16 protein-coding genes are annotated in these 17988 nt (G+C 72.4%); 8 read left to right on the top strand and 8 right to left on the bottom strand.

What is annotated here, in order from left to right:
* Positions 1-42 precede the first annotated feature (42 nt).
* Positions 43-972: a RimK family alpha-L-glutamate ligase gene (locus ACIQU6_RS15705; protein WP_403482171.1), complete on the bottom strand. Its 930-nt coding sequence runs from the start codon at positions 970-972 to the stop codon at positions 43-45.
* A 169-nt stretch (positions 973-1141) separates the two neighbouring features.
* On the bottom strand, positions 1142-2308 hold the full coding sequence (locus tag ACIQU6_RS15700) for an acyl-CoA dehydrogenase family protein (RefSeq protein WP_403482170.1): 1167 nt from the start codon (positions 2306-2308) through the stop codon (positions 1142-1144).
* Between the two features lie 165 nt (positions 2309-2473).
* Between ACIQU6_RS15700 and ACIQU6_RS15695 the strand changes: the two genes are divergently transcribed.
* Positions 2474-3346 (top strand): hypothetical protein, encoded by an 873-nt coding sequence (locus tag ACIQU6_RS15695; RefSeq protein WP_403482169.1) that lies wholly within the window; start codon positions 2474-2476, stop codon positions 3344-3346.
* A 36-nt stretch (positions 3347-3382) separates the two neighbouring features.
* On the opposite strand, the gene ACIQU6_RS15690 is transcribed toward ACIQU6_RS15695, so the two are convergent.
* Positions 3383-5131 carry a hypothetical protein gene (locus ACIQU6_RS15690; RefSeq protein WP_403482168.1) on the bottom strand — a complete coding sequence of 583 codons (1749 nt, stop codon included), beginning with the start codon at positions 5129-5131 and terminating at the stop codon, positions 3383-3385.
* Positions 5132-5465: 334 nt separating this feature from the next.
* Here ACIQU6_RS15690 and ACIQU6_RS15685 point away from each other — a divergent pair, with 334 nt between their 5' ends.
* From ACIQU6_RS15685 to ACIQU6_RS15675, 3 genes are read left to right on the top strand one after another with little or no spacing between them, the layout of a single operon-like run.
* Complete coding sequence (locus ACIQU6_RS15685; RefSeq protein ID WP_403482167.1) at positions 5466-6503, top strand: NAD-dependent epimerase/dehydratase family protein; 1038 nt, start codon at positions 5466-5468, stop codon at positions 6501-6503.
* 7 nt (positions 6504-6510) lie between these two features.
* Positions 6511-7005 carry an NUDIX domain-containing protein gene (locus ACIQU6_RS15680; RefSeq protein ID WP_403482166.1) on the top strand — a complete coding sequence of 165 codons (495 nt, stop codon included), beginning with the start codon at positions 6511-6513 and terminating at the stop codon, positions 7003-7005.
* Positions 7002-8069, top strand: coding sequence for a galactokinase (locus ACIQU6_RS15675; RefSeq protein ID WP_403482165.1), 1068 nt, complete (start codon positions 7002-7004; stop codon positions 8067-8069). The genes ACIQU6_RS15680 and ACIQU6_RS15675 overlap by 4 nt, the downstream gene beginning before the upstream one ends.
* Here ACIQU6_RS15675 and ACIQU6_RS15670 read toward each other — a convergent pair.
* From ACIQU6_RS15670 to ACIQU6_RS15655, 4 genes are all read right to left on the bottom strand, one after another.
* On the bottom strand, positions 8062-9174 hold the full coding sequence (locus ACIQU6_RS15670; RefSeq protein WP_403482164.1) for a radical SAM protein: 1113 nt from the start codon (positions 9172-9174) through the stop codon (positions 8062-8064). The two genes, ACIQU6_RS15675 and ACIQU6_RS15670, sit on opposite strands and share 8 nt — an antisense overlap.
* Before the next feature lie 157 nt (positions 9175-9331).
* Positions 9332-10180 (bottom strand): carbohydrate ABC transporter permease, encoded by an 849-nt coding sequence (locus tag ACIQU6_RS15665; protein ID WP_403482163.1) that lies wholly within the window; start codon positions 10178-10180, stop codon positions 9332-9334.
* A complete protein-coding gene (locus ACIQU6_RS15660; protein ID WP_403482265.1) occupies positions 10177-11148 on the bottom strand; it encodes a carbohydrate ABC transporter permease in 972 nt (323 codons plus the stop codon). The genes ACIQU6_RS15665 and ACIQU6_RS15660 overlap by 4 nt, the downstream gene beginning before the upstream one ends.
* Complete coding sequence (locus ACIQU6_RS15655) at positions 11145-12437, bottom strand: extracellular solute-binding protein (protein WP_403482162.1); 1293 nt, start codon at positions 12435-12437, stop codon at positions 11145-11147. Before ACIQU6_RS15655 ends, ACIQU6_RS15660 begins: the two co-directional genes overlap by 4 nt.
* Before the next feature lie 295 nt (positions 12438-12732).
* Between ACIQU6_RS15655 and ACIQU6_RS15650 the strand changes: the two genes are divergently transcribed.
* Both ACIQU6_RS15650 and ACIQU6_RS15645 read left to right on the top strand, forming a co-directional pair.
* On the top strand, positions 12733-13896 hold the full coding sequence (locus ACIQU6_RS15650) for a serine/threonine protein kinase (RefSeq protein WP_403482161.1): 1164 nt from the start codon (positions 12733-12735) through the stop codon (positions 13894-13896).
* 48 nt (positions 13897-13944) lie between these two features.
* Positions 13945-14634 (top strand): HAD family hydrolase, encoded by a 690-nt coding sequence (locus ACIQU6_RS15645; protein WP_403482160.1) that lies wholly within the window; start codon positions 13945-13947, stop codon positions 14632-14634.
* On the opposite strand, the gene ACIQU6_RS15640 is transcribed toward ACIQU6_RS15645, so the two are convergent.
* The gene (locus ACIQU6_RS15640; RefSeq protein ID WP_403482159.1) at positions 14618-16099 is read right to left on the bottom strand and encodes a N,N-dimethylformamidase beta subunit family domain-containing protein; all 1482 of its coding nucleotides are present in this window, start codon (positions 16097-16099) and stop codon (positions 14618-14620) included. The two genes, ACIQU6_RS15645 and ACIQU6_RS15640, sit on opposite strands and share 17 nt — an antisense overlap.
* Positions 16100-16253: 154 nt before the next feature.
* On the opposite strand from ACIQU6_RS15640, the gene ACIQU6_RS15635 reads away from it, so the two are divergent.
* Complete coding sequence (locus tag ACIQU6_RS15635; protein ID WP_403482158.1) at positions 16254-17126, top strand: class I SAM-dependent methyltransferase; 873 nt, start codon at positions 16254-16256, stop codon at positions 17124-17126.
* Complete coding sequence (locus ACIQU6_RS15630) at positions 17123-17896, top strand: N-acetyltransferase (protein ID WP_403482157.1); 774 nt, start codon at positions 17123-17125, stop codon at positions 17894-17896. Before ACIQU6_RS15635 ends, ACIQU6_RS15630 begins: the two co-directional genes overlap by 4 nt.
* Positions 17897-17988: the final 92 nt, after the last annotated feature.

Genomic DNA, 17988 nt, shown 5'->3' with positions numbered 1-17988 from the left:
CCGAGTGCCGCCGCGGGTGTCCCAGGCTGCTGAGCCGCCGCCCTACGCCCCGGTGTTGATGCCGGTCAGCAGCCTGTCGACGTAGGCGGTGAGGGCGGGCAGCACCGTGGTCATGCGGGGGCGCCAGCCCGGGACGGCGTTGACCTCGCAGAGGGTGTGGCCGCCGTCGGCGGTGAAGAGCAGGTCGACCCCGGCGATGCTCAGGCCGAGCGCCGCGGCGGCGCGGACCGCCAGGGCCTCCGCCTCCGGGTAGCGGCCCAGGCAGAGTTCCGCGGCGGCGCCCCGCGCGAGGTTGGCGGCCAGGGAGCCGTCGCGCGAGCTGCGGATCTGGGCCGCGACCGGCTCGCCGTCCACGACGAACACCCGTAGGTCCCGCCCGTGGGAGGGGGCGACGTATTCCTGGAGGATCAGCGGCACCTCCTCGGCCAGGCTGCCCGCCACCGCCCGGAGCAGAGCGGTGTCCGGGGCCAGGAACACCCCTCTTCCGTTGCGCCCGTTGACCGACTTCACCACGCACGGCGCCGCCACCTCGGGGCTGCGCACCACGCCGGCGAACGGCGCCGTGGCGTACGACAGCGAGTCGGGCACCGGCAGTCCGGCCGCGGCCAGTTCCTGCAACTGCCACATCTTGTTGCCGCACCGCTGGTGGGAGTCGGCCGAGTTGGCCAGCACCGCGCCCATCCGTTCCAGGTGCCGGAGCAGGGTGAACTCGCGGTGCTGCGTCATGGTGCCCGGTGTCTGTCGCACCAGGACGACCTTGGGCGGCGGAACGTCCTGGCCCGCCAGGTTCTGGAGCACCAACCGGCCGTCCCGCACGCCGAAGAGGAGTTCGTCGGAGTGCCAGACGGCGAAGCGCGGGCCGTGCGCCTGCTCCAACGCCGCGGCCAGCACGCTGGTGGCCTTCATCAAAGGCACCGGGTGCTCGCGTACCAACACCCACACCTCGGCAGGCGCTTCGATCGCCGACGACATCCCAGGCTCCTCTCCCCGGTCCGGCGCCGGCGCTCCGACGCCCTGGCGATCCTAGAGGGTTCGGTGCGGTGCGGTCAGGCGTCCGCGTCCACGCCGAGCACGGTCCGCGGCAGAGCGCATCCACTTCCTCGGTGACCGTCGCAGGTCGATACGCGGTCCGCCGCGGCGGTCAGGTGTCCAGGCCGCCGCGGCGGACCAACTGGCGGGCGATGACGTTGCGTTGGATCTCGTTGGTGCCCTCGCCCACGATCATCAGGGGGGCGTCGCGGAAGTAGCGCTCCACGTCGAACTCGGTGGAGTAGCCGTAACCTCCGTGGATGCGCACCGCGTTGACTGCGATCTCCAGGGCCGTTTCGGAGGCGAACAGCTTGGCCATCCCGGCCTCCATGTCCACCCGCCGGCCGGCATCGGCCTCGCGGGCCGCGTACAGGGTGAGCTGGCGGGCGGCGGTCAGCGAAGTGGCCATGTCGGCGAGGTAGTTGCCGATGGACTGGTGCTGCCAGATCGGCTTGCCGAACGACTCCCGCTGCTGGGCGTAGGCGAGGGCGTCCTCCAGGGCCGCCCGGCCGACGCCGAGCGCGCGGGCGGCGACCTGGAGCCGGCCGGTCTCCAGGCCCTTCATCATCTGTCCGAACCCCTCCCCCTCGACGCCGCCCAACACGGCGTCGGCCGGCGCCCGGTGGTCCTCGAAGGCCAGCTCGCAGCTCTCCACCCCCTTGTAGCCCAGTTTGGGCAGGTCGCGGGAGACGGTGAGACCGGGGCCGGGTTCGACGAGGAGGACGGAGATGCCGCGGTGTGCGGGCTCGGCGTGCGGGTCGGTCTTGCAGAGCAGGGCGATGAGTTGGGAGTGCCGGGAGTTGGTGATCCAGGTCTTGACTCCGTTGACCAGGTAGTCGTCGCCGTCCCTGCGGGCGACGGTGCGCAGGGCCTGGAGGTCGGAGCCGCCGCCCGGTTCGGTCAGGGCCATGGTCGCGCGGATCTCGCCGGTGGCCATCCGCGGCAGATAGTGCCGCCGTTGCCGCTCGGTGCCGTGGTGCAGCAGCAGCTTGGCGACCACGGTGTGGCCGCCCATCGCGCCGGCCAAACTCATCCATCCGCGGGCGAGTTCCTCAGTGACCAGGACGTAGCAGGGGGTGGAGACCCGGGTGCCGCCGTACTCCTCGGGGATGGCCAGGCCGAAGGCGCCGAGCCGCTTCATCCGCTCGATCAGGGCCTCGGGGTAGGTGTTGGCGTGCTCCAGTTGCCGGACGACGGGCCTGACGTCCTTGGTGACGAAGTCGCGCACCGTGCGGACGACGGACCGCTCCTCCTCGGGGAGTGCGTCGAGCGTGCTCATGGGGTGCTCCTCGTCAACGGGCGGTGGGCAACGGGTGTTGGGGACGGGGCGGGTGGGGCGTCGCCGGGCACGGGGCGGATGGTGGAGGGTGGGTGGTGGTCGGGTCGGTGGTCCGCCCCGTCCGGTTGATCACCAGCGTGCCGTGCCCCGTGGAAGGACGCAACGATGCCCACTGCCCAGTCCCCGTTCGGCCCCGCCCTCGACGCCTGGCGACCGGAGCCCGTCACCACCGGGGACCCGCTGCCGCCCGGGCCGGTCGACGCCGTGTCGGCACTCCTCGACCTGCCCGAACCGGCCGCCGCCACCGGCGGTCCGCTGCCGCCGCTGTGGCAGTGGTTCTACTTCCTGCACTGGCCCGCCCAGCGTGCGCTCAGTGCCGACGGGCACCCGCACGACGAGCGTTTCCTGCCGCCCGTCCCGGACCGGCAGCGGATGTTCGCCGGCGGGCGCTGCGAGTTCGTCGAGCCGCTGCGCCTGGGCCGGCCCGCCACCTGCGTCGGCAGTCTGGGCGCGGTGGCGCCCAAGCGGGGCCGCACCGGCGAGATGCTGTTCGTCACCGAGCGCCGGGAGTACCACCAGGACGGGCGCCGTTGCCTGGTCGAGGAGCAGGACTACGTCTACCGCTCGGGCCGCACCGCCGACCCGGCGCTCCCCACCACGCTCGACGAGCGGGCCGTCCCCACGGCCGAGGACCCCTGGCAACTTCCCCTCCAGCCCGACCCGACGCTGCTGTTCCGCTTCAGCGCGCTGACCGCCAACACCCATCGCATCCACTACGACGCGCCCTACTGCCGCGCCGCGGAGGGGTATCCGGGTCTGGTCGTGCACGGCCCGCTGCTGGCCCTGCTGATGCTCGAACTCGTCCGCCGCAACGCCCCCGAACGCCGGGTGCGCACGCTGGCGTACCGGCTGCGGCGCCCGGTGTTCGCGGGCGAGCGCCTGCTGGCCGCCGGCACCGCCTCGGGCGGGCGGGCCGGCCTGCGTATCGCCAGCCACCGCGAGGCGAGCCACGCGACCGGCGAGGTGACGTTCGACTGAGCGGTCGGGGCCGGCCGCCGGACCGGCCCCGGCCTTTCACACCTCCAGGGCGGAGTGGATGCCCTCGTAAGCGAGCCATTGGGCGTGGGTGTGCAGCCCGTAGCGGAGGTCGACGGTGGGTTTCCAACCGGGCGGGGGCGCGGGCCAGTCGAGGGGGTCGGGCGTGGTGCGGGGGGTGGTCGGTTCCGGTGGGGTGAGGGGGACCGGGCGGACGGCGGTGCGGACCGCCTCGGCCAGTTCGGCGGCGGTGAGGGGGGCGTCCGCCAGTCCGGTCACCGGCTCCGTGGGCGGGGTGCGGAGCAGCGTGGACAGGGCGGTGACCAGGTCGCGGGTGTGCAGGGGGCGCAGCGTCCCGGTGGGGTCGTCGAGGGTCAGCGGGTGGCTGCGCAGGGCGTCCCAGACCAGGCGGCCGATGCGCGAGTCGGGCGGGCAGCCGGGGCCGTAGAGGTCGCCCAGGCGGAGGGTGAACTCCGTTGCACTGTCCGGGAGTTGCAGGGTGAGGGTGGCGGGTTGGTCGAGGGCGGTCAGGTCCAGGAGGGCGGTGGTGGGGCGGTCGGGCGGGAGGTGGGCGAGGAGGGTGACGGGGTGGCCGGCGTCCCGCAGGCCGCGGACCAGGTGTGCGCCGAGCGGGGTGTCGGCGCCCAGGACGGCGACGTGGGGGTGGTCGGTGGCGGGCGCGGCGGGCCGGCGGGGCCGGCGGAGGCGTGCGGCCGCCTCGTGGCCCGCCTCCAGCCCGGCCGTGGTGATCCGGGCCAACTCGTCCCGCTGTGCGGCGATCCGGTCCTCGCTTTGGGCGTAACTGATGCCTCCGGGGCCGACGGTGGCGAGCGCCTCGGCGAGCACGGTGGGGTCCGGCGCGAGGTCGGGGGCTGCGTCGTCCCCGGGGGCCGGATCGCAGCGGAGGCCGTCCCTGCGGTGGACGAGGCCCATCGTGAAGGCGGTGAGCCAGGCGCCCTCGGCCGCCTCGGGGGTGGTGGCTTCGGCCATTCGCACGATGGCCGGTTGCCGTCTTTCCCAACGGACGCCGGAGCCCTCCAGGTACTGCGCGCAGTCGAGGTGGAGCCAGTGGCCGGAACCGGCCCCCTGAGTCCCTTGGGGCGCGGCCCCGTTGGGCGGGTCGTCGGCGCGTACCGCGCACTGCGCCACGCCCTGCTTGAAGAACGGGAGGACCCTCAGCCCGGTGAGTCGGGCGGCCTCGCGGCCGGGGGCGTCGTGCGGCAGAAAGCACACCGAACGGCGCGGCCCGCGGAAGGCATTGCCGGAGATGCTGCCGTGGTCCTCGTGTTCGGCGAGGCTGGGCACCGAAACGTACGCCGGGATTTTCTGTGCCCGCAAGTAGCGGTTCATCAGGATGTCGTCGGGCCAGCCGTCGAGATGACGGCGGCCGAAAGCGGCGAATCCGGCGGCGACTTCCCTGGGAAGAATGATGGCCACACAGGGAAAGTACTCATTGACCGCGCCGACCCACCGGGCCCCGGCCATGGCGCCGAATCGCACCGCGGCGCCGTTCCGGGAGTCCCAGAGCGCGAAGAGCGCGAGGGCGGCGTCGGGCATCGCGGAAATCGCCTGCCGGGCGCGGGCGAAGAAGGTGTCCGAGAGGATCATGTCGTCCTGGACGACGAGTTGGTGGGTGGCGCCCTCCTCGATCGCCTCCCACGCGCACAACGCGGTCCGCAACACGGACGGCCTGCCGGCCGGGTCGGGGTCCATGACGACGCGCAGGGCGCCCGGTGGGGCGGAACGGGCGAGCCGTTCCGCGGCCGCGCGGCGTTTGGGATGGGTCATCACGGCCCCGCTCAGCCGATATCGCGTCATCAATTCCTCCGGTTCTCCGCTTTTCCGGCCCGTCGGTCTTTTACGCCGCAGCCGGTCGATCCGGCCACGTGAATCCGGACAGTACGGCGGCCCGCACACGGCCCGCAAGACTGCCGAAATGGCGCTCTGGCCATGCCGATTGGCGCCGGACATGCTGACCGCCGGCCCATGTGCGGTCGGCTCGTGCTCCGTTATGCGAAGAGAGGGATCGATGCCCGGAACGCTGAACGGAAACAGGAACGTCGGGGGGAACGGCAATGCGGGCGGTAATGCAGATGCCGGCGCGGGGAGTCCGGTGCCCGGGGTGTTGACGGAATCGGTATCGGCGCGGCTGGAGAAACTCCGGGATTCCCGGGTGGTGGTGACCGGCGGCGCCGGGCTCGTCGGCAGCCGGCTGGTGCGACTGTTGCGCCGGGCGGAGGCCGAGGTGACGATACTGGACCGGCTGGACGCCTATCCGGACGACGTGCACGCCACGCTGTTCGGGGTCGACGGCCTCGGGGCGGATCTGGTGGTCGGGGACATCTGCGACCGCGCCGCGGTGCGCCGGGTGCTGACCGGCGCCGACTACGTGGTGCACGCCGCGGCCTATGCCGATGTCGCCGCCTGCACCCGCCGGCCCGACATCGCCTTCCGGGCGAACGTCGAGGGCACCCAGGTGGTGTTGGAGGAGGTCGCGGCCTCCGACGTGCGGCGGCTGGTACTGATCTCGTCGGCGGCGGTGTACGGGAACGGCGATCCCGGTGTACGGGGGCCGCAGGTGTTCCGGGAGGACCAGCGGCTGCTGCCGGTGTCGGTGTACGCCAACTCCAAGCTGTGGGCGGAGCACCAGACCCGGTTGCTGCTGAGCGGCGCGGGCTCCCCGGAGTACGCGGTGTTGCGGTACTTCTCCGTCTACGGCGATCCGCAGGTGCCCAAGCCGGGCAGCCACTCGTGGATGGTCGCCTGGCTGTCGATGCAGGCCCGGCTGGGGCGTCCGATGCGGCTCAACGGCGGCGGGGTGCAGGTGCGGGACCTGGTCCACGTCGAGGACGTGGCGACGGCCACCGCGCTGGCCCTGGTGGAGGAGGGGATGGCGGGGGCGACCGTCAACGTCGGTACGGGCGTGCCGACTTCGGTCCGCGAGGTCGGGCAGTTGATCGCCCGGCACTTCCCACGGGTGCACTTCCTCACCACTCCGCTGCCGGAGGGCGACCCGCTGGGCGGCTACGCGGACACCGGGCAGTGCCGCGAACTGCTGCGCTGGGCGCCGGGGATCGACGTGCGGGCGGGCGTGGAGCGGTACGTGCGCTGGCTGACGAGGACCCCGCACGCGGTGCCGGGTTGGCTGAGCGAAGGGTGACGTGCCGGTGAGTCATGTCGGCTCGTACCTCTGGGAGGTGCGGCGGACGGTGGGCAGCCGCCGGTTGCTGGTGCCCGGTGCCCAGGTGCTGCTGCTCGATGCGGCCGGCCGGGGGCTGTTCCAGCGGCGCGCGGACACCGGGGTGTGGGAACTGCCGGCCGGGGCCTGCGAGGAGGGCGACGACTTCGTCGGGACGGCGCGGCGGGAGGTGGCGGAGGAGACCGGGTTGCGGGTGGACCGGGACGCCCTGGAGGCGTTCGGCTCGCTGTCGGACCCCGGGGTGCACACCCTGACCTATCCCAACGGGGACGTGACCCACTGCTTCGCGCTGTGTTTCGTGGCCCGTCGCTGGTCCGGTGAGCTCTCGCCGGGCCGCGACGAGGTGTCCGAGGTGCGGTTCCGGGCGCTCGGCGATCCGCCGCGGCCGCTGCATCCGCCCACCGCTGTGGTCCTGGAGATGTTCCGGGAGTTCAGCTCGACCGGAAGGTTCCAGGCCCGATGAACGGAGCGACGAGGGTGTCGGGGGCACAGGGCACGGCGGCGCCGGCCGCGGGGCGGGCGGTGGTGCCGTGCCGGGCCTGTCTGTCCGGGGAGGACCTGGACTGGTTGGGCGGCCGGTCGGTCAGCCTCGCGCTGGACCTGCCGACGTCGGTGACGGTCCACCCGCCCGGTGTCCGCCCGCCCGGCGCCGCCGTGCCGGGCGGCGGCGGTGCCGGGGACTGGGCGGGCGAGGTGTGGGCGTTCCTGCGCCGCCGGCTGCCCGGGCTGGGCTCTCAGCCGCCGACGGTGTCCACGGACAGCCGGGCGCCGGCGGCCAGCGGCCTGTCCTCGTCGACGGCGCTGATCGTGGCGCTGTTCCGGGCGTTCACCCAGGCCGCGCTGCCGGCCGGCGGGGACGGCGGCGGCTGGCCGGTCCCGCCGCGGACGCTGGCGCAGTGGGCGTACGAGTTCGAGTTCGCGATCTTCAACGGCGGGGGCATGGACCATCTCGCGGTCCTCGCGGGCGGGTTGCTGCTGCTCGACGGGCGGACCACCGGCCTGCCGGAGATCCGGCACCGGGTCGACTTCCCCGAGGAGTGGTCCGTCGTGGTGCTCGACTCGGGCACCCGGAAGGACACCGGCGACCACATCCGGTCCGTTCGCGCCCAACTCGCCGCCGGGGACGCCCGCCTGGCCGCGTACCGGGAGCGGACCGACGCCGCGTCCGGCGCCGTGTGGGAGGCGGTGCGGGGCCGGGACCTGGCCGCCCTCGGCGCGGCGATGAGCGAGGCGCACAGCGCGATGCGGGATCTGCAGCGGATGTCCACGCCGCTGTTGGAGGAGCTGCGGTCGCTGGCGCTGCGCTCCGCCGGCCTGCCGCTGAAGTTGAGCGGGGCCGGCGGGGGCGGGGCGCTGGTCGGCGTCTGTGCGGCCGGCGAGCGGGCCGAGGTGGTCGCGCGGTTGCGGCGGGCGCTCAGCCCGGTGCACCCCGGGGCCCGGGTGATCGGGACCCGGGCCGCGGCGGGCCTGGCTCCTGCGCTCGCCGCGGCACCGACCCCCAAGAGGCCCGCCCCCGCGCCTAGATGAACGGGTCGTAGTCCGTGCCGGGCTCCGGTGCGGACACGGTGCCCGCCGCCGCTCCGGCCCCGATGCCGTCGAGTTCGAGGTTGGAGCGGTGGCGGGCGCAGTGGAAGCGGCAGTCCCGGCTCGGGTCCACGATGCCGCGGTCGGAGGTGCGCCAGATCTCCGGGAGGCGCTCGGTCACCGCGTCGCCGATCCGGGCCCCGGCGTTGCCCCGGTGGTACGAGCAGACGTACACGCCCGACGGGGTCACCAGGGTGCGCAGCTCGGCGACCCGGCAGCGGTGGTAGTCCTTCTCCTGGACGGGCCCGACGCGGTTGCGCAGGGACGTCAGCGTCGAGGAGTTGACGATCTCGAAGCCGTCGCCGGCGAGCGCGGCGGCCTGGCCGAGCTGCTCCTCCACGGAGGCGAGGAGGTCGTCCGGCACCTGGATGACGTGGTGTCCGTCGTCGAACATCGCCTTGGTCTCGAAGTAGTCGCAGCCGATGTCGTGGGCGAGTTCGGCGGCCCGCAGGACCTCGTGGTGGTTGCTGACGACGGTACCGTCCGGCTCCTGGCGGGTCATGACGAGGAACGAGTAGCCCAGCGCGCCGCGCTTGGCCTCGGCCAGCAGCCGCATGTTGCCGATGACCTTGTCGAAGACGCTGCGGCCCTTGCGGTCGGGGCGGAAGCGGCGGTACGTGGCGCTGGTGCCGGCGTCCACGGAGACCCGTACCCAGGAGGCGTAGGCGGCGAGTTCGGCCAGGTTCTGCTTGATCAGGGTGCCGTTGGTGACCACGCCGATCGCGATGCCGGCCTCGCCGAGGATGCGGAGGACCTGGCGGGTGCCCCGGTGGGCGAGCGGTTCCCCGCCGCCTATCAGGACCACCGCCCGGACCTCCATCTCCACCAGTTCGGCGGCGAGTTCGGCGAGCCGTTCCGGGGTGAAGCGGCCCTGGTTGAGCAGCTTTCCGCTGATGCACTCGGGGCAGGCCAGATCGCAGAAGGTGGTCGGGTCCAGGTCGACGACCAGGGGGCCGCTGGAGCGGGTGCCGGTGGCGGCTTCGAGGATCCGGGGCCAGCCGGACGGCTGGTACAGCTTGGACACCAGGTCGAGACGGTCGAACGTCACGTGTTCTCCTGCTTGGTCGGAGGTTCCGTATCCCCGCGGGACGTCGGTCCGCGGGTCGAGCGCGTGCGACGTGGCTGTGGGCGGCGGGCCCGTGGAGGGGGGATCGGGCGGCGGCCGGGCGCGCCTCAGCGGCGGCCGGCCGCCGGTCTTCGGCGGCTCACCCCTTGACCGCGCCGGTGGTCAGGCCGGCGGCGATGCGCCGTTGGACGAGGGCGAAGAAGACCGCCACCGGGAGCGCGGTGAGGGTGGCGCCGGCCATCAGGCCCCCGTAGTCCGTGCCGAAGCTGGTCTGGAAGGACATCAGCCAGATGCTGAGGGTCTGTTTGTCGTTGCTGGACAGCAGGACGTAGGCCAGGACGTACTCGTTCCACGCCTGGACCAGCGCGTAGATGGAGGTCGCCACCAGTCCGGGCGCGAGCAGCGGCAGCACGACCCGGCGGAAGGCGCCCAGGCGGGTGCAGCCGTCGGTCATCGCGGCCTCCTCCAACTCGGCCGGGACGGCGGCGATGAAGCCGCGCAGCAGCCAGACCGTGAACGGCAGCGTGAAGACGAGGTAGGTGAGGATCACGCCGGCCAGGCTGTCGGTGAGGCCGGCGTCGCTGAGCAGCAGGTAGACGGGGATGATCAGGCCGGCCAGCGGGATCATCTGGACGCCGAGGATGACCAGGACCAGGGCCTTGCGGCCGGCGAAGGCGAAGCGGGCCAGCGCGAACGCCGCGAGCGTGCCGATGAGCAGGGAGATCAGCACGGTACCGGCGCCGATCAGCACGCTGGCGCGGACGTTGGCCCAGAACGTGGGGGTGGCCAGGGCCCGGCGGAAGTGTTCGAGGGTGAGGTGGTCGGGCCAGAAGTGCGGGGGGTCGGCGTGGATCTCGGTGGCCGGGCGGAAGGCGGTGAGCAGCATCCAGTAGAGCGGGAAGGCCAGCAGTGCGCTGACGACGAGCCCGAGGGCGTTGGCGGCCGCGCGGCGGCGGCGCGGGGTCCCGGTGCCGGGGGCCCTGGTCATTCGGCCGCTCCCAGGTGGAGGAGTTGGCGGACGTAGACGACGGCACCGACCAGCAGCATCAGGACGGTGAGGACGGCGATGGCGGCGCCGACGCTGTAGCGGTTGACGGCGAAGGACTCGATGAACGAGTAGACGCCCAACAGGTAGTAGTCCTTCTCGGGTTGGCCGCCGCGCATCAGCCAGATCTGGTTGAAGACCCCGAAGTCCCAGATGGCGCTGAGCGAGGTGACCAGGACGGCGGTCGGTTTGATCACCGGCCAGGTGACGTGGCGGAAGAGCTGGCCGGGGCGGGCGCCGTCGACCAGTGCCGCCTCCTCCAGTTCGGCGGGGACCTGGCTGAGCGCGGCGTGCAGGGTGAGGGCGGCGAACGGGACGGCGCCCCACACCACCACGCCGGTGATCACCGCGAAGCCCTGCCAGGGGTCGTCGAACCAGTTGTGCTTGCTGAAGTCCAGCCCCGGCACCAGGCTGAGCAACCAGTTGACGACGCCGTAGTCGGCGTCCGACAGCCAGCGGAAGATGGACGCGGCCACCATGACGGGCATCGCCCACACGGCCACCAGGACGCCGGTCATCGTCGTCCGCACCCAGGGCGCCACCCGCCGCATCAGGAGCGCCACCAGCAGCGACAGCGCCATGGTGGCGGTCACGCAGGCGACGGTGAACAGGGCGGTGCGGCCGACGACGGTCCAGAAGAAGCCGTCGGAGAGGATCGAGCGGTAGTTGGCGAGCCCGGCCCAGGGGGGTGCGGCCCCGGAGAACAGCTCGCGGCGGGTCATGTCCCGGAAGGACAGCAGCACCAGGTCGACGAGCGGGTAGCCGAGGACCGCGGCGAGGGCCAGCACGGTCGGGGCGATCAGCAGGTACGGCAGCGCCCGCCGCCGGAGGGCACGCCGCGCGCGGGGTGCCCGGTCGGCCCGGCCGCGCCGCGGTGGGCCCGCATTCTGCACGGACGGCACGGCGGTCAGTGCTCGTTGATCACGGCGTCGATGCGGCGGTCCGCGGCCCGCGCGGCGTCCGCCACCGACTGCTTGCCGGTGGCGATGTCCTGGAGCATCTCCGGCAGCACGTTGGACTTCTCAACGGCGCCCCAGCCGGGGGCGGTTGGGGTCACCCAGCCGCGCTCGGCGGCCCGTGCGGCCGGGCCGTTGATGCCGCCGGCGGCCACCTCGTGGAGCTGGGCGGTGTTGTTGGGCAGGGTGTCGGCGGCGATCAGGCGGCGCTGCGAGGTGCGGTCGGTGAAGAGCCTGATCCACTCCTGGGCCAGGTCCTGGTTGCCGGATTTGGCGGGGATGGCCAGGGTGGAGCCGCCCAGGAACGGCGGCAGCGGTTTGCCGGAGGGGCCGGGGAAGGCGAACGTGGCGAACTTCCCGCGCAGCGCGGGGTTTCCGCCCGAGGTGCTGTCGGTGGCGGCCTTGGCCTCCCAGGTGTTGCCGTAGAACATGCCGACCTTGCCCTGGCCGACGACGGCCGGCTCGTCGCCGTTGTCCTTGGAGCGGTCGCCCGTGTAGTAGGCGTCCAGGAGGTCCTTCCACTGCGTCAGCCCGGCGACGGAGCGGGGGTCGGAGAGCGCGCCGTGCCAGCGGCCGTCCCCGCGCACCGCGATGTCGCCGCCGGCGTCCTTGACGAAGGCCATCGCCGCGTACCAGTAGCGGCCCGGCATGTAGAAGGCGGAGAAATTCTTGTCGGCGCTGCCGAACTTGGCCTTCAATTTATCGAGGTCGGTGCGGAGTTCGGGATAGCTGCGCGGTGGTTGGTGCACGCCGACCTGAGCGAGGAGGTCGGTGCGGTAGATTCCGACGCGGGCGCCCACGTAATAGGGCACGCAGTACGTTTTCCCGCCGTCCTGGCAGGCGTCACGGAGAGCCGGGAGCCATTCCTTGGAATGGTCGAATTTCGCCGGATCCACAGTGCCGAAGGCCCCGTTGACAATGTAATTGGTGGTCTCACTGTTGCCCATTTCGACCACATCGGGCACTTTCCGGCCGGCCAGCGCGGCGTCGATCTTCTGGTTCTTGGTCGTCCACTGCTGGTACTGCACGGTGACCTTGATCTTCGGATAGGTCTTCCGGAAGCGGGCGTTGACCTCGGACACCAGATCCGGCCAGCTCTCCTGGGCGTCCACGGTCAGCCAGACCGTGAGCTCGCCCGTCCGGTTCGCGGCCGCGACCGGTTTGCCGGCGCCGCAGCCGGCCACCGCGCCGAGCACGGCTATCGCCCCCAGGCCCGCCGTTATCCGGGAGATGCGTTCGGCCATGATCTCCTCCGTCGGGTTGTCGGAACCGGCTGTATCTACCCGGGGCACCTCGGCTTTCACCCCGGGGATCCTTTCCGGCCAGAAAATCCGGCGGCCGGAAGTGAGTCATGGCGGAATCCGCGAACGACCACCCGGCAGGCCGGACCATATACCGATCTTGACTAGGCGTCGGCAAAGCCGTCGCCGGTTTGACGCAAAAGGCGCGCTCCGCCAATGATCGGCTCTTGACGGTGCCGCCCCCACTGCCTCAGTTTTGCTCGGGTGTCTCCCACGTCCCCTATCGAAGGGTTTGCACGTGACTGAGTACGGCACGACGACCGCAGATCAGGCCACCCGCCCGGTGAAGGTCAATTCCTGGAACGGCTGGGATCCGCTGCGGCACGTCGTCGTCGGACGCGCCGACAGCGCGGTGGTGCAGGCTCCCGAGCCCGCGATCCGGCGGGACTTCCCCGAGGACGGCTTCCCGCTCGGCACCTACGGACCGATGCCGGCCGACATGACCGCCGAGGCCAACGAGCAACTCGACGGCTTCGCCGCGCTGTTGCGGCGCCGCGGCATCCGCGTGGACCGGCCCGCACCCGTCGACTTCAACCAGCGCGTGAGCACCCCGGACTGGACCCAGGAGACCATGTCCGGCTGCATGCCGCCCCGGGACCTGCTGCTGACCGTCGGCAACGAGATCCTCGAAGCCACCATGTCCTACCGCAGCCGCTGGTTCGAGTACCTCTGCTACCGGCCCCTCCTCCAGGAGCTCTTCCGTGCCGACCCGCGGATGCGCTGGGAGGCCGCCCCCAAGCCCCGGCTGACCGACGCCTCCTACCACGCCGGGTTCTGGGACACCTACAACACCCTGCCCACCGAGGTGCAGTTGGCCCGGGTGCGCGACTACGACCTGGTGCTGACCGAGGAGGAGCCGCTGTTCGACGCGGCCGACATCGCGCGCTTCGGCAAGGACCTCTTCGTCCAACTGTCGTTCGTCACCAACCGCAGCGGCTACCAGTGGCTCCGGCGCCACTTCCCCGACCACCGGGTGCACGCGGTGACCTCCACCAACACCCATCCGCTGCACATCGACGCCACCTGGGTCCCGCTCCGTCCCGGGCTGGTGCTGCACTGCGGCGAGCGGCTCGCGGACCCCGAGCTGATGGAGTTCTTCCGGCGCAACGACTGGGAGATCATCGAGGCGGTGCAGCCGGCCAGTTGGGACCACCCGCCGAAGCTGTCGTTCTGCAGCCCGTGGCTGGCCGGCAACATGCTCAACCTCGACCAGAACACCCTGTGCATCGAGGAGAAGGAGGTCGCGCTCGCCGACCAACTGGCCGGCTACGGCTTCGAGATCGTGCCGGTGCCGTTCCGCGCGGTGGGCCCGTTCGGCGGCGGACTGCACTGCGCCACCTTCGACATCGAACGGGACGGGAAACTGGAGGACTACTTCCCGCACCGCCACGGACGGTACTGAGGCCCGGTGCCGGCTCCGGCTCCCCCCGGGCGGAGCGCCGTCCGGGGTGTGATCCTCGACTTCTACGGGACGCTGGTGCGGCTGATCGAACCGCTGCCGCCCAGTCACCGGTCGCTGTTCCTCCGGCGGGGCCTGGCCGAGGCCGCCGACAAGTGGGGCGACCAGTGGGCCGTCGGCCCCCGGGAGGGCGAGGAGCACGCCGCCCACTCCGTCAGCCAACACACCTATCATGCCTGGGAGTTGGACCGGTTGCGGCGCCGGGCGCTGTCCTGCGGCGTCCCCGCGTCCGAGGCCGGCCCGCTCGCCGTCGAACTGGACCGGGCGATGAAGGACCTGCGCCTGGCGCCGTTCGGGGACGTCCCGGCGGCGCTGGCCGGGCTGCGCGCCCGGGGCCTGACGGTGGCGGTCTGTTCCAACTGGTACTGGGACCTGGACCGCGCCCTCGCGGACGTCGGACTGGCCGGGCTGGTCGACGTCGCGGTCACCTCGGCCCGGGCCGGCGCCCGCAAACCACACCCCCTGATCTACCGGACGGTGTTGGAACGCTGCGGGCTCCGCCCCGAACAGGCCCTGTTCGTCGGCGACATGTGGGAACCGGACGTGGCGGGGCCGCTGGCCCACGGGATGCGCGCGGTGCACCTGTGGCGGCCGGACCGGGTCGTGGTGGGCGCGGCCCCGCCGTTGCCGGACGGGGCCGCGCGCGTCCCCTCGCTGGCCGCGCTCAGCGAGCTGCTGTGACGGGAGCGGGGGCGACGGGGCCGGCGGCGGAGAGCCGGTCCAGGACGTTGCGGGTGACGCGGACGACGCCGGCGTCCAGTTCCCGGCCGCAGATCACCGGCCAGTCGGTGGTCCCGGCCGTGAAGACCGTGCCGCCGGCGGTGTAGAGCCCCATGGTCGCCGCGCGCGGGCTGGTGAGCGCCGCCTCGCGCGCCGGGCAGTTCCAGTGCCCCCATTTCAGGTGGTGGAAGTCGTCGTGCACCGGATCGAGGAGGTAGATCCCCAGGATGAGGAAGGACTCCGGCGTGCCGTCCGCGCCGGTGGCGTGCGCCATGCCGGATGCGTCCCGGGCGAAGGCCGCGCCATCGCACTCGTAGCCGATCAGCGGCGTGCCGGCCCCCAGGGCTTCGGCCGGCCCGCCGTCGCTGCCGTCGCGCAGCCCGGTGCCCTCGTACACCCAGTGGTCGGCGTGCTGGACGCGGTAGCCGTCGCGCGGCCGGTCGCCGGGCCAATCGCCCGGCCACATGCCGCCGTTGCGGAAGCTGACGCCGGTGAGGGCGTTCTCGGGCTCCCCGACGCCGTCGGGCGGCGCGGGCCACCACTGGTCGGTCGCCGGGAGGTGCGGGTACTCCGCGCCGACGTGGTGGTCGGTGTCGGAGACGAACGCGGCGTTGCCGTCCACCGGGTGGACGCGCCACCAGCAGGTGTTGGCGCTGAGGAACGCCACGTTGCCGCCGCCGGCGACGAACTCGGCGACGTGGTCGCGCATCGCCGCGCTCCAGTATTCGTCGTGCCCGACGCTGAGCAACAGCCGGTAGGGGGCGAGGAGTTCGGGGTCCTCGTGGAGGTCGAGGTCGGTGCAGTAGTCGACGTGGTAGCCGCTGCGTTCCAGCCAGGCGATGAAGGGGGCGTCCCAGTAGGCGAGGTCGATGACGCCGCCCGGGCGGTGCAGGCTGAGGCGGTGGCCGCGCGGGCCCTGGGGGCCGGCCTGCTGGTAGACGGGGTTGTCGTAGAGACTGCCGGCCCGTTGGACGTCGGCTCGGTCGGCGCGGTTGTAGGCGTGCCGGGTGTAGGTCGACTTCTTGTAGAGGATGCGGGCCCCGGTCGCGCCCGGGCGGGCCGGTCGGACGACGAAGAACTCCCGCTCGAAACCCTCGATTTCGGAGTCGTCCAGCAGGGGGACGTGCCGACCGTCGCCCTCGACGAAATGGGCGAGGTAGATTCCCGGCGGCCAGTCGTCGGGCAGGGTGTGGTGGTGGGGCGGCCAACTCCAGTCCACGGCCGGGGAGGCATGGTCCGGGACGCCGTCCGGGTGCGGTGGCGCGGCGGCCCGTTCCCCCGGATAGGGGCCGGTCTCCGCCATGAACGACAGTTCCCGTCCCAAACGGTAGAAACGGACCCGGAATTCCGCGGCGTCCGTCGACACATGAAAGGTCAGGCGCCGACCGGCTGTCACGCTCTCACGATCCAGATATCCCTCGATCACCGCGCCAGGCTAGGCAGCGGAACGAGGACCCGACAACCGATCTTCCGGCCACGAGACGAGGAGGCCAAGGGGGCAGGGAGCCGAGCAGGGAAGTAGCCGGGTAACCACATAGCCGCGCAGCCGCCGGCCGCGTGGCCACGGAAGAGGGGAAAAGATGGACAGGGAATTCCGGGTGCGCGAACTCATGCTGGGCGTCGAGGGATTGGCGCTGCTGCGCCATGCGCTGGACGCCGACGAGGATTTCCTCAAGGCCCGCTTGGAGGAGATCACGGCCCTCGTGACCGGCGAGGGGATTTCCCTGCCGGACGGCGGGACGGCGGTCGGTGAGCTGGATCCGGCGGCCGGCTACGCCTCCTGGGCGGCCCGCTACGACTCGCTGCCCAGCGCGTACATCGAGGTCGAAGAGCCGATCGTGCACGGGCTGTTGGACCGCGGCCCGGTGGGCACCGCGCTGGACGCGGCCTGCGGCACCGGGCGGCAGAGCGGCGCGCTGGCCGCCCGCGGGTACCGCACCGTCGGCGTCGACCAGTCGCCGGAAATGCTGGCCCGGGCCGCCGACAAGGTGCCCGGGGCGGAATTCCGGCGCGGCCGCCTGGAAAGCCTCCCGCTCGACGACGAAAGCGTCGATCTGGCGCTCTGCTCGCTGGCCCTGACCCATCTGCCGGACGTCTCCCGCGGGATTGCCGAACTGGCCCGGGTGGTGCGACCGGGCGGCCGGATCATCGTCTCCGACCTGCACCCGTTCGTCATCGCCCTCCAGGGACAATGCGTGTTCGTCGACGGCAGCGAGCGGCTGGCGTTCGTCCGCAATCACGTCCATCTGCCCGGCAGTTATCTCGACGGATTCCGTGCCGCCGGGCTGACCGTGCGGCAATGCCGCGAACCGGTCTTCAACGGCCGTTTGGCGCCCGGTGGTTACGAGGAGTCCATCGCGGACGCCGCCCGGGCGGCCTGGGGCGGAATGCCCTTGGTGGTCGTCTGGGACGTCGAGAAGCCCGCCGGAACCGACCGGGGGAGCGCCGTATGACCCTGCGTTTCGTGCACCATTCCGAGCGCCCGGAACTGTGGGACCGGATCACCGGGGAATTCGCCGGGGTGGTCCCCGAATACAACCTGCACGGCGACATCAACGCCGGTTTCTGGGAGCGGCTGTTCAGCGACTTCCCCGACCACCAGTTCCTGCTCCACGACACCGCCGCGGACACCGTCCTGGGCACCGGCCGCACCCTGCCCCGCACCTGGGACGGCACCCCCGAGGGGCTGGGCACCGGCCTCGACGCCTCCATCGAGGCGGCCTTCCGCGACCACGACGCCGGGGCCGCGCCCGACGCCCTGTGCGCGCTGGGCATCGAGATCGCCCCCGCCCACCAGGGCCGCGGGCACTCCGCCCGGCTCCTGGCGCACATGGCCGACATGGCCCGCGCGGCCGGCCTCTCCCATGTGATCGTCCCGGTCCGCCCCACCTGGAAGGACCGCTACCCGCTCGTCCCCATCGACCGCTACGCCACCTGGTCCCGTGCCGACGGCGCCCCGTTCGACCCGTGGATCCGCGCCCAGGTGCGCCAGGGCGGCACCGTCGCCGCGGCGGTGGCCGAGTCGTCCCGCATCACCGGCACCCTCGCCGAGTGGGAGGCGTGGACCGGGATGTCCTTCCCCGACGACGGCCGCTACGTCTTCCCCGGCGGCCTCGCCCCGCTCGACATCGACCACGCCCGCGACCGCGGCGCGTACTGGGAACCCTGCGTCTGGATCACCCATGAGGTCCGGGCCAACCCACCGGCGCCGGCCGGGACTTAGGGCGCTTCTGACGGATCTCCGTGGAGGAAGGAGCGGCGTCTGGTGCGTGCGATCGCAAGGCGCCGGGATGTCTTCATAGCGGAGCTATGGGG

The sequence above is a fragment of the Streptomyces sp. NPDC090442 genome (assembly GCF_044769405.1).
Lineage (GTDB): Bacteria > Actinomycetota > Actinomycetes > Streptomycetales > Streptomycetaceae > Streptomyces.
The sequence above is the reverse complement of the archived record's forward strand: the minus strand, read 5'-3'. Positions and strand labels throughout refer to the sequence as shown.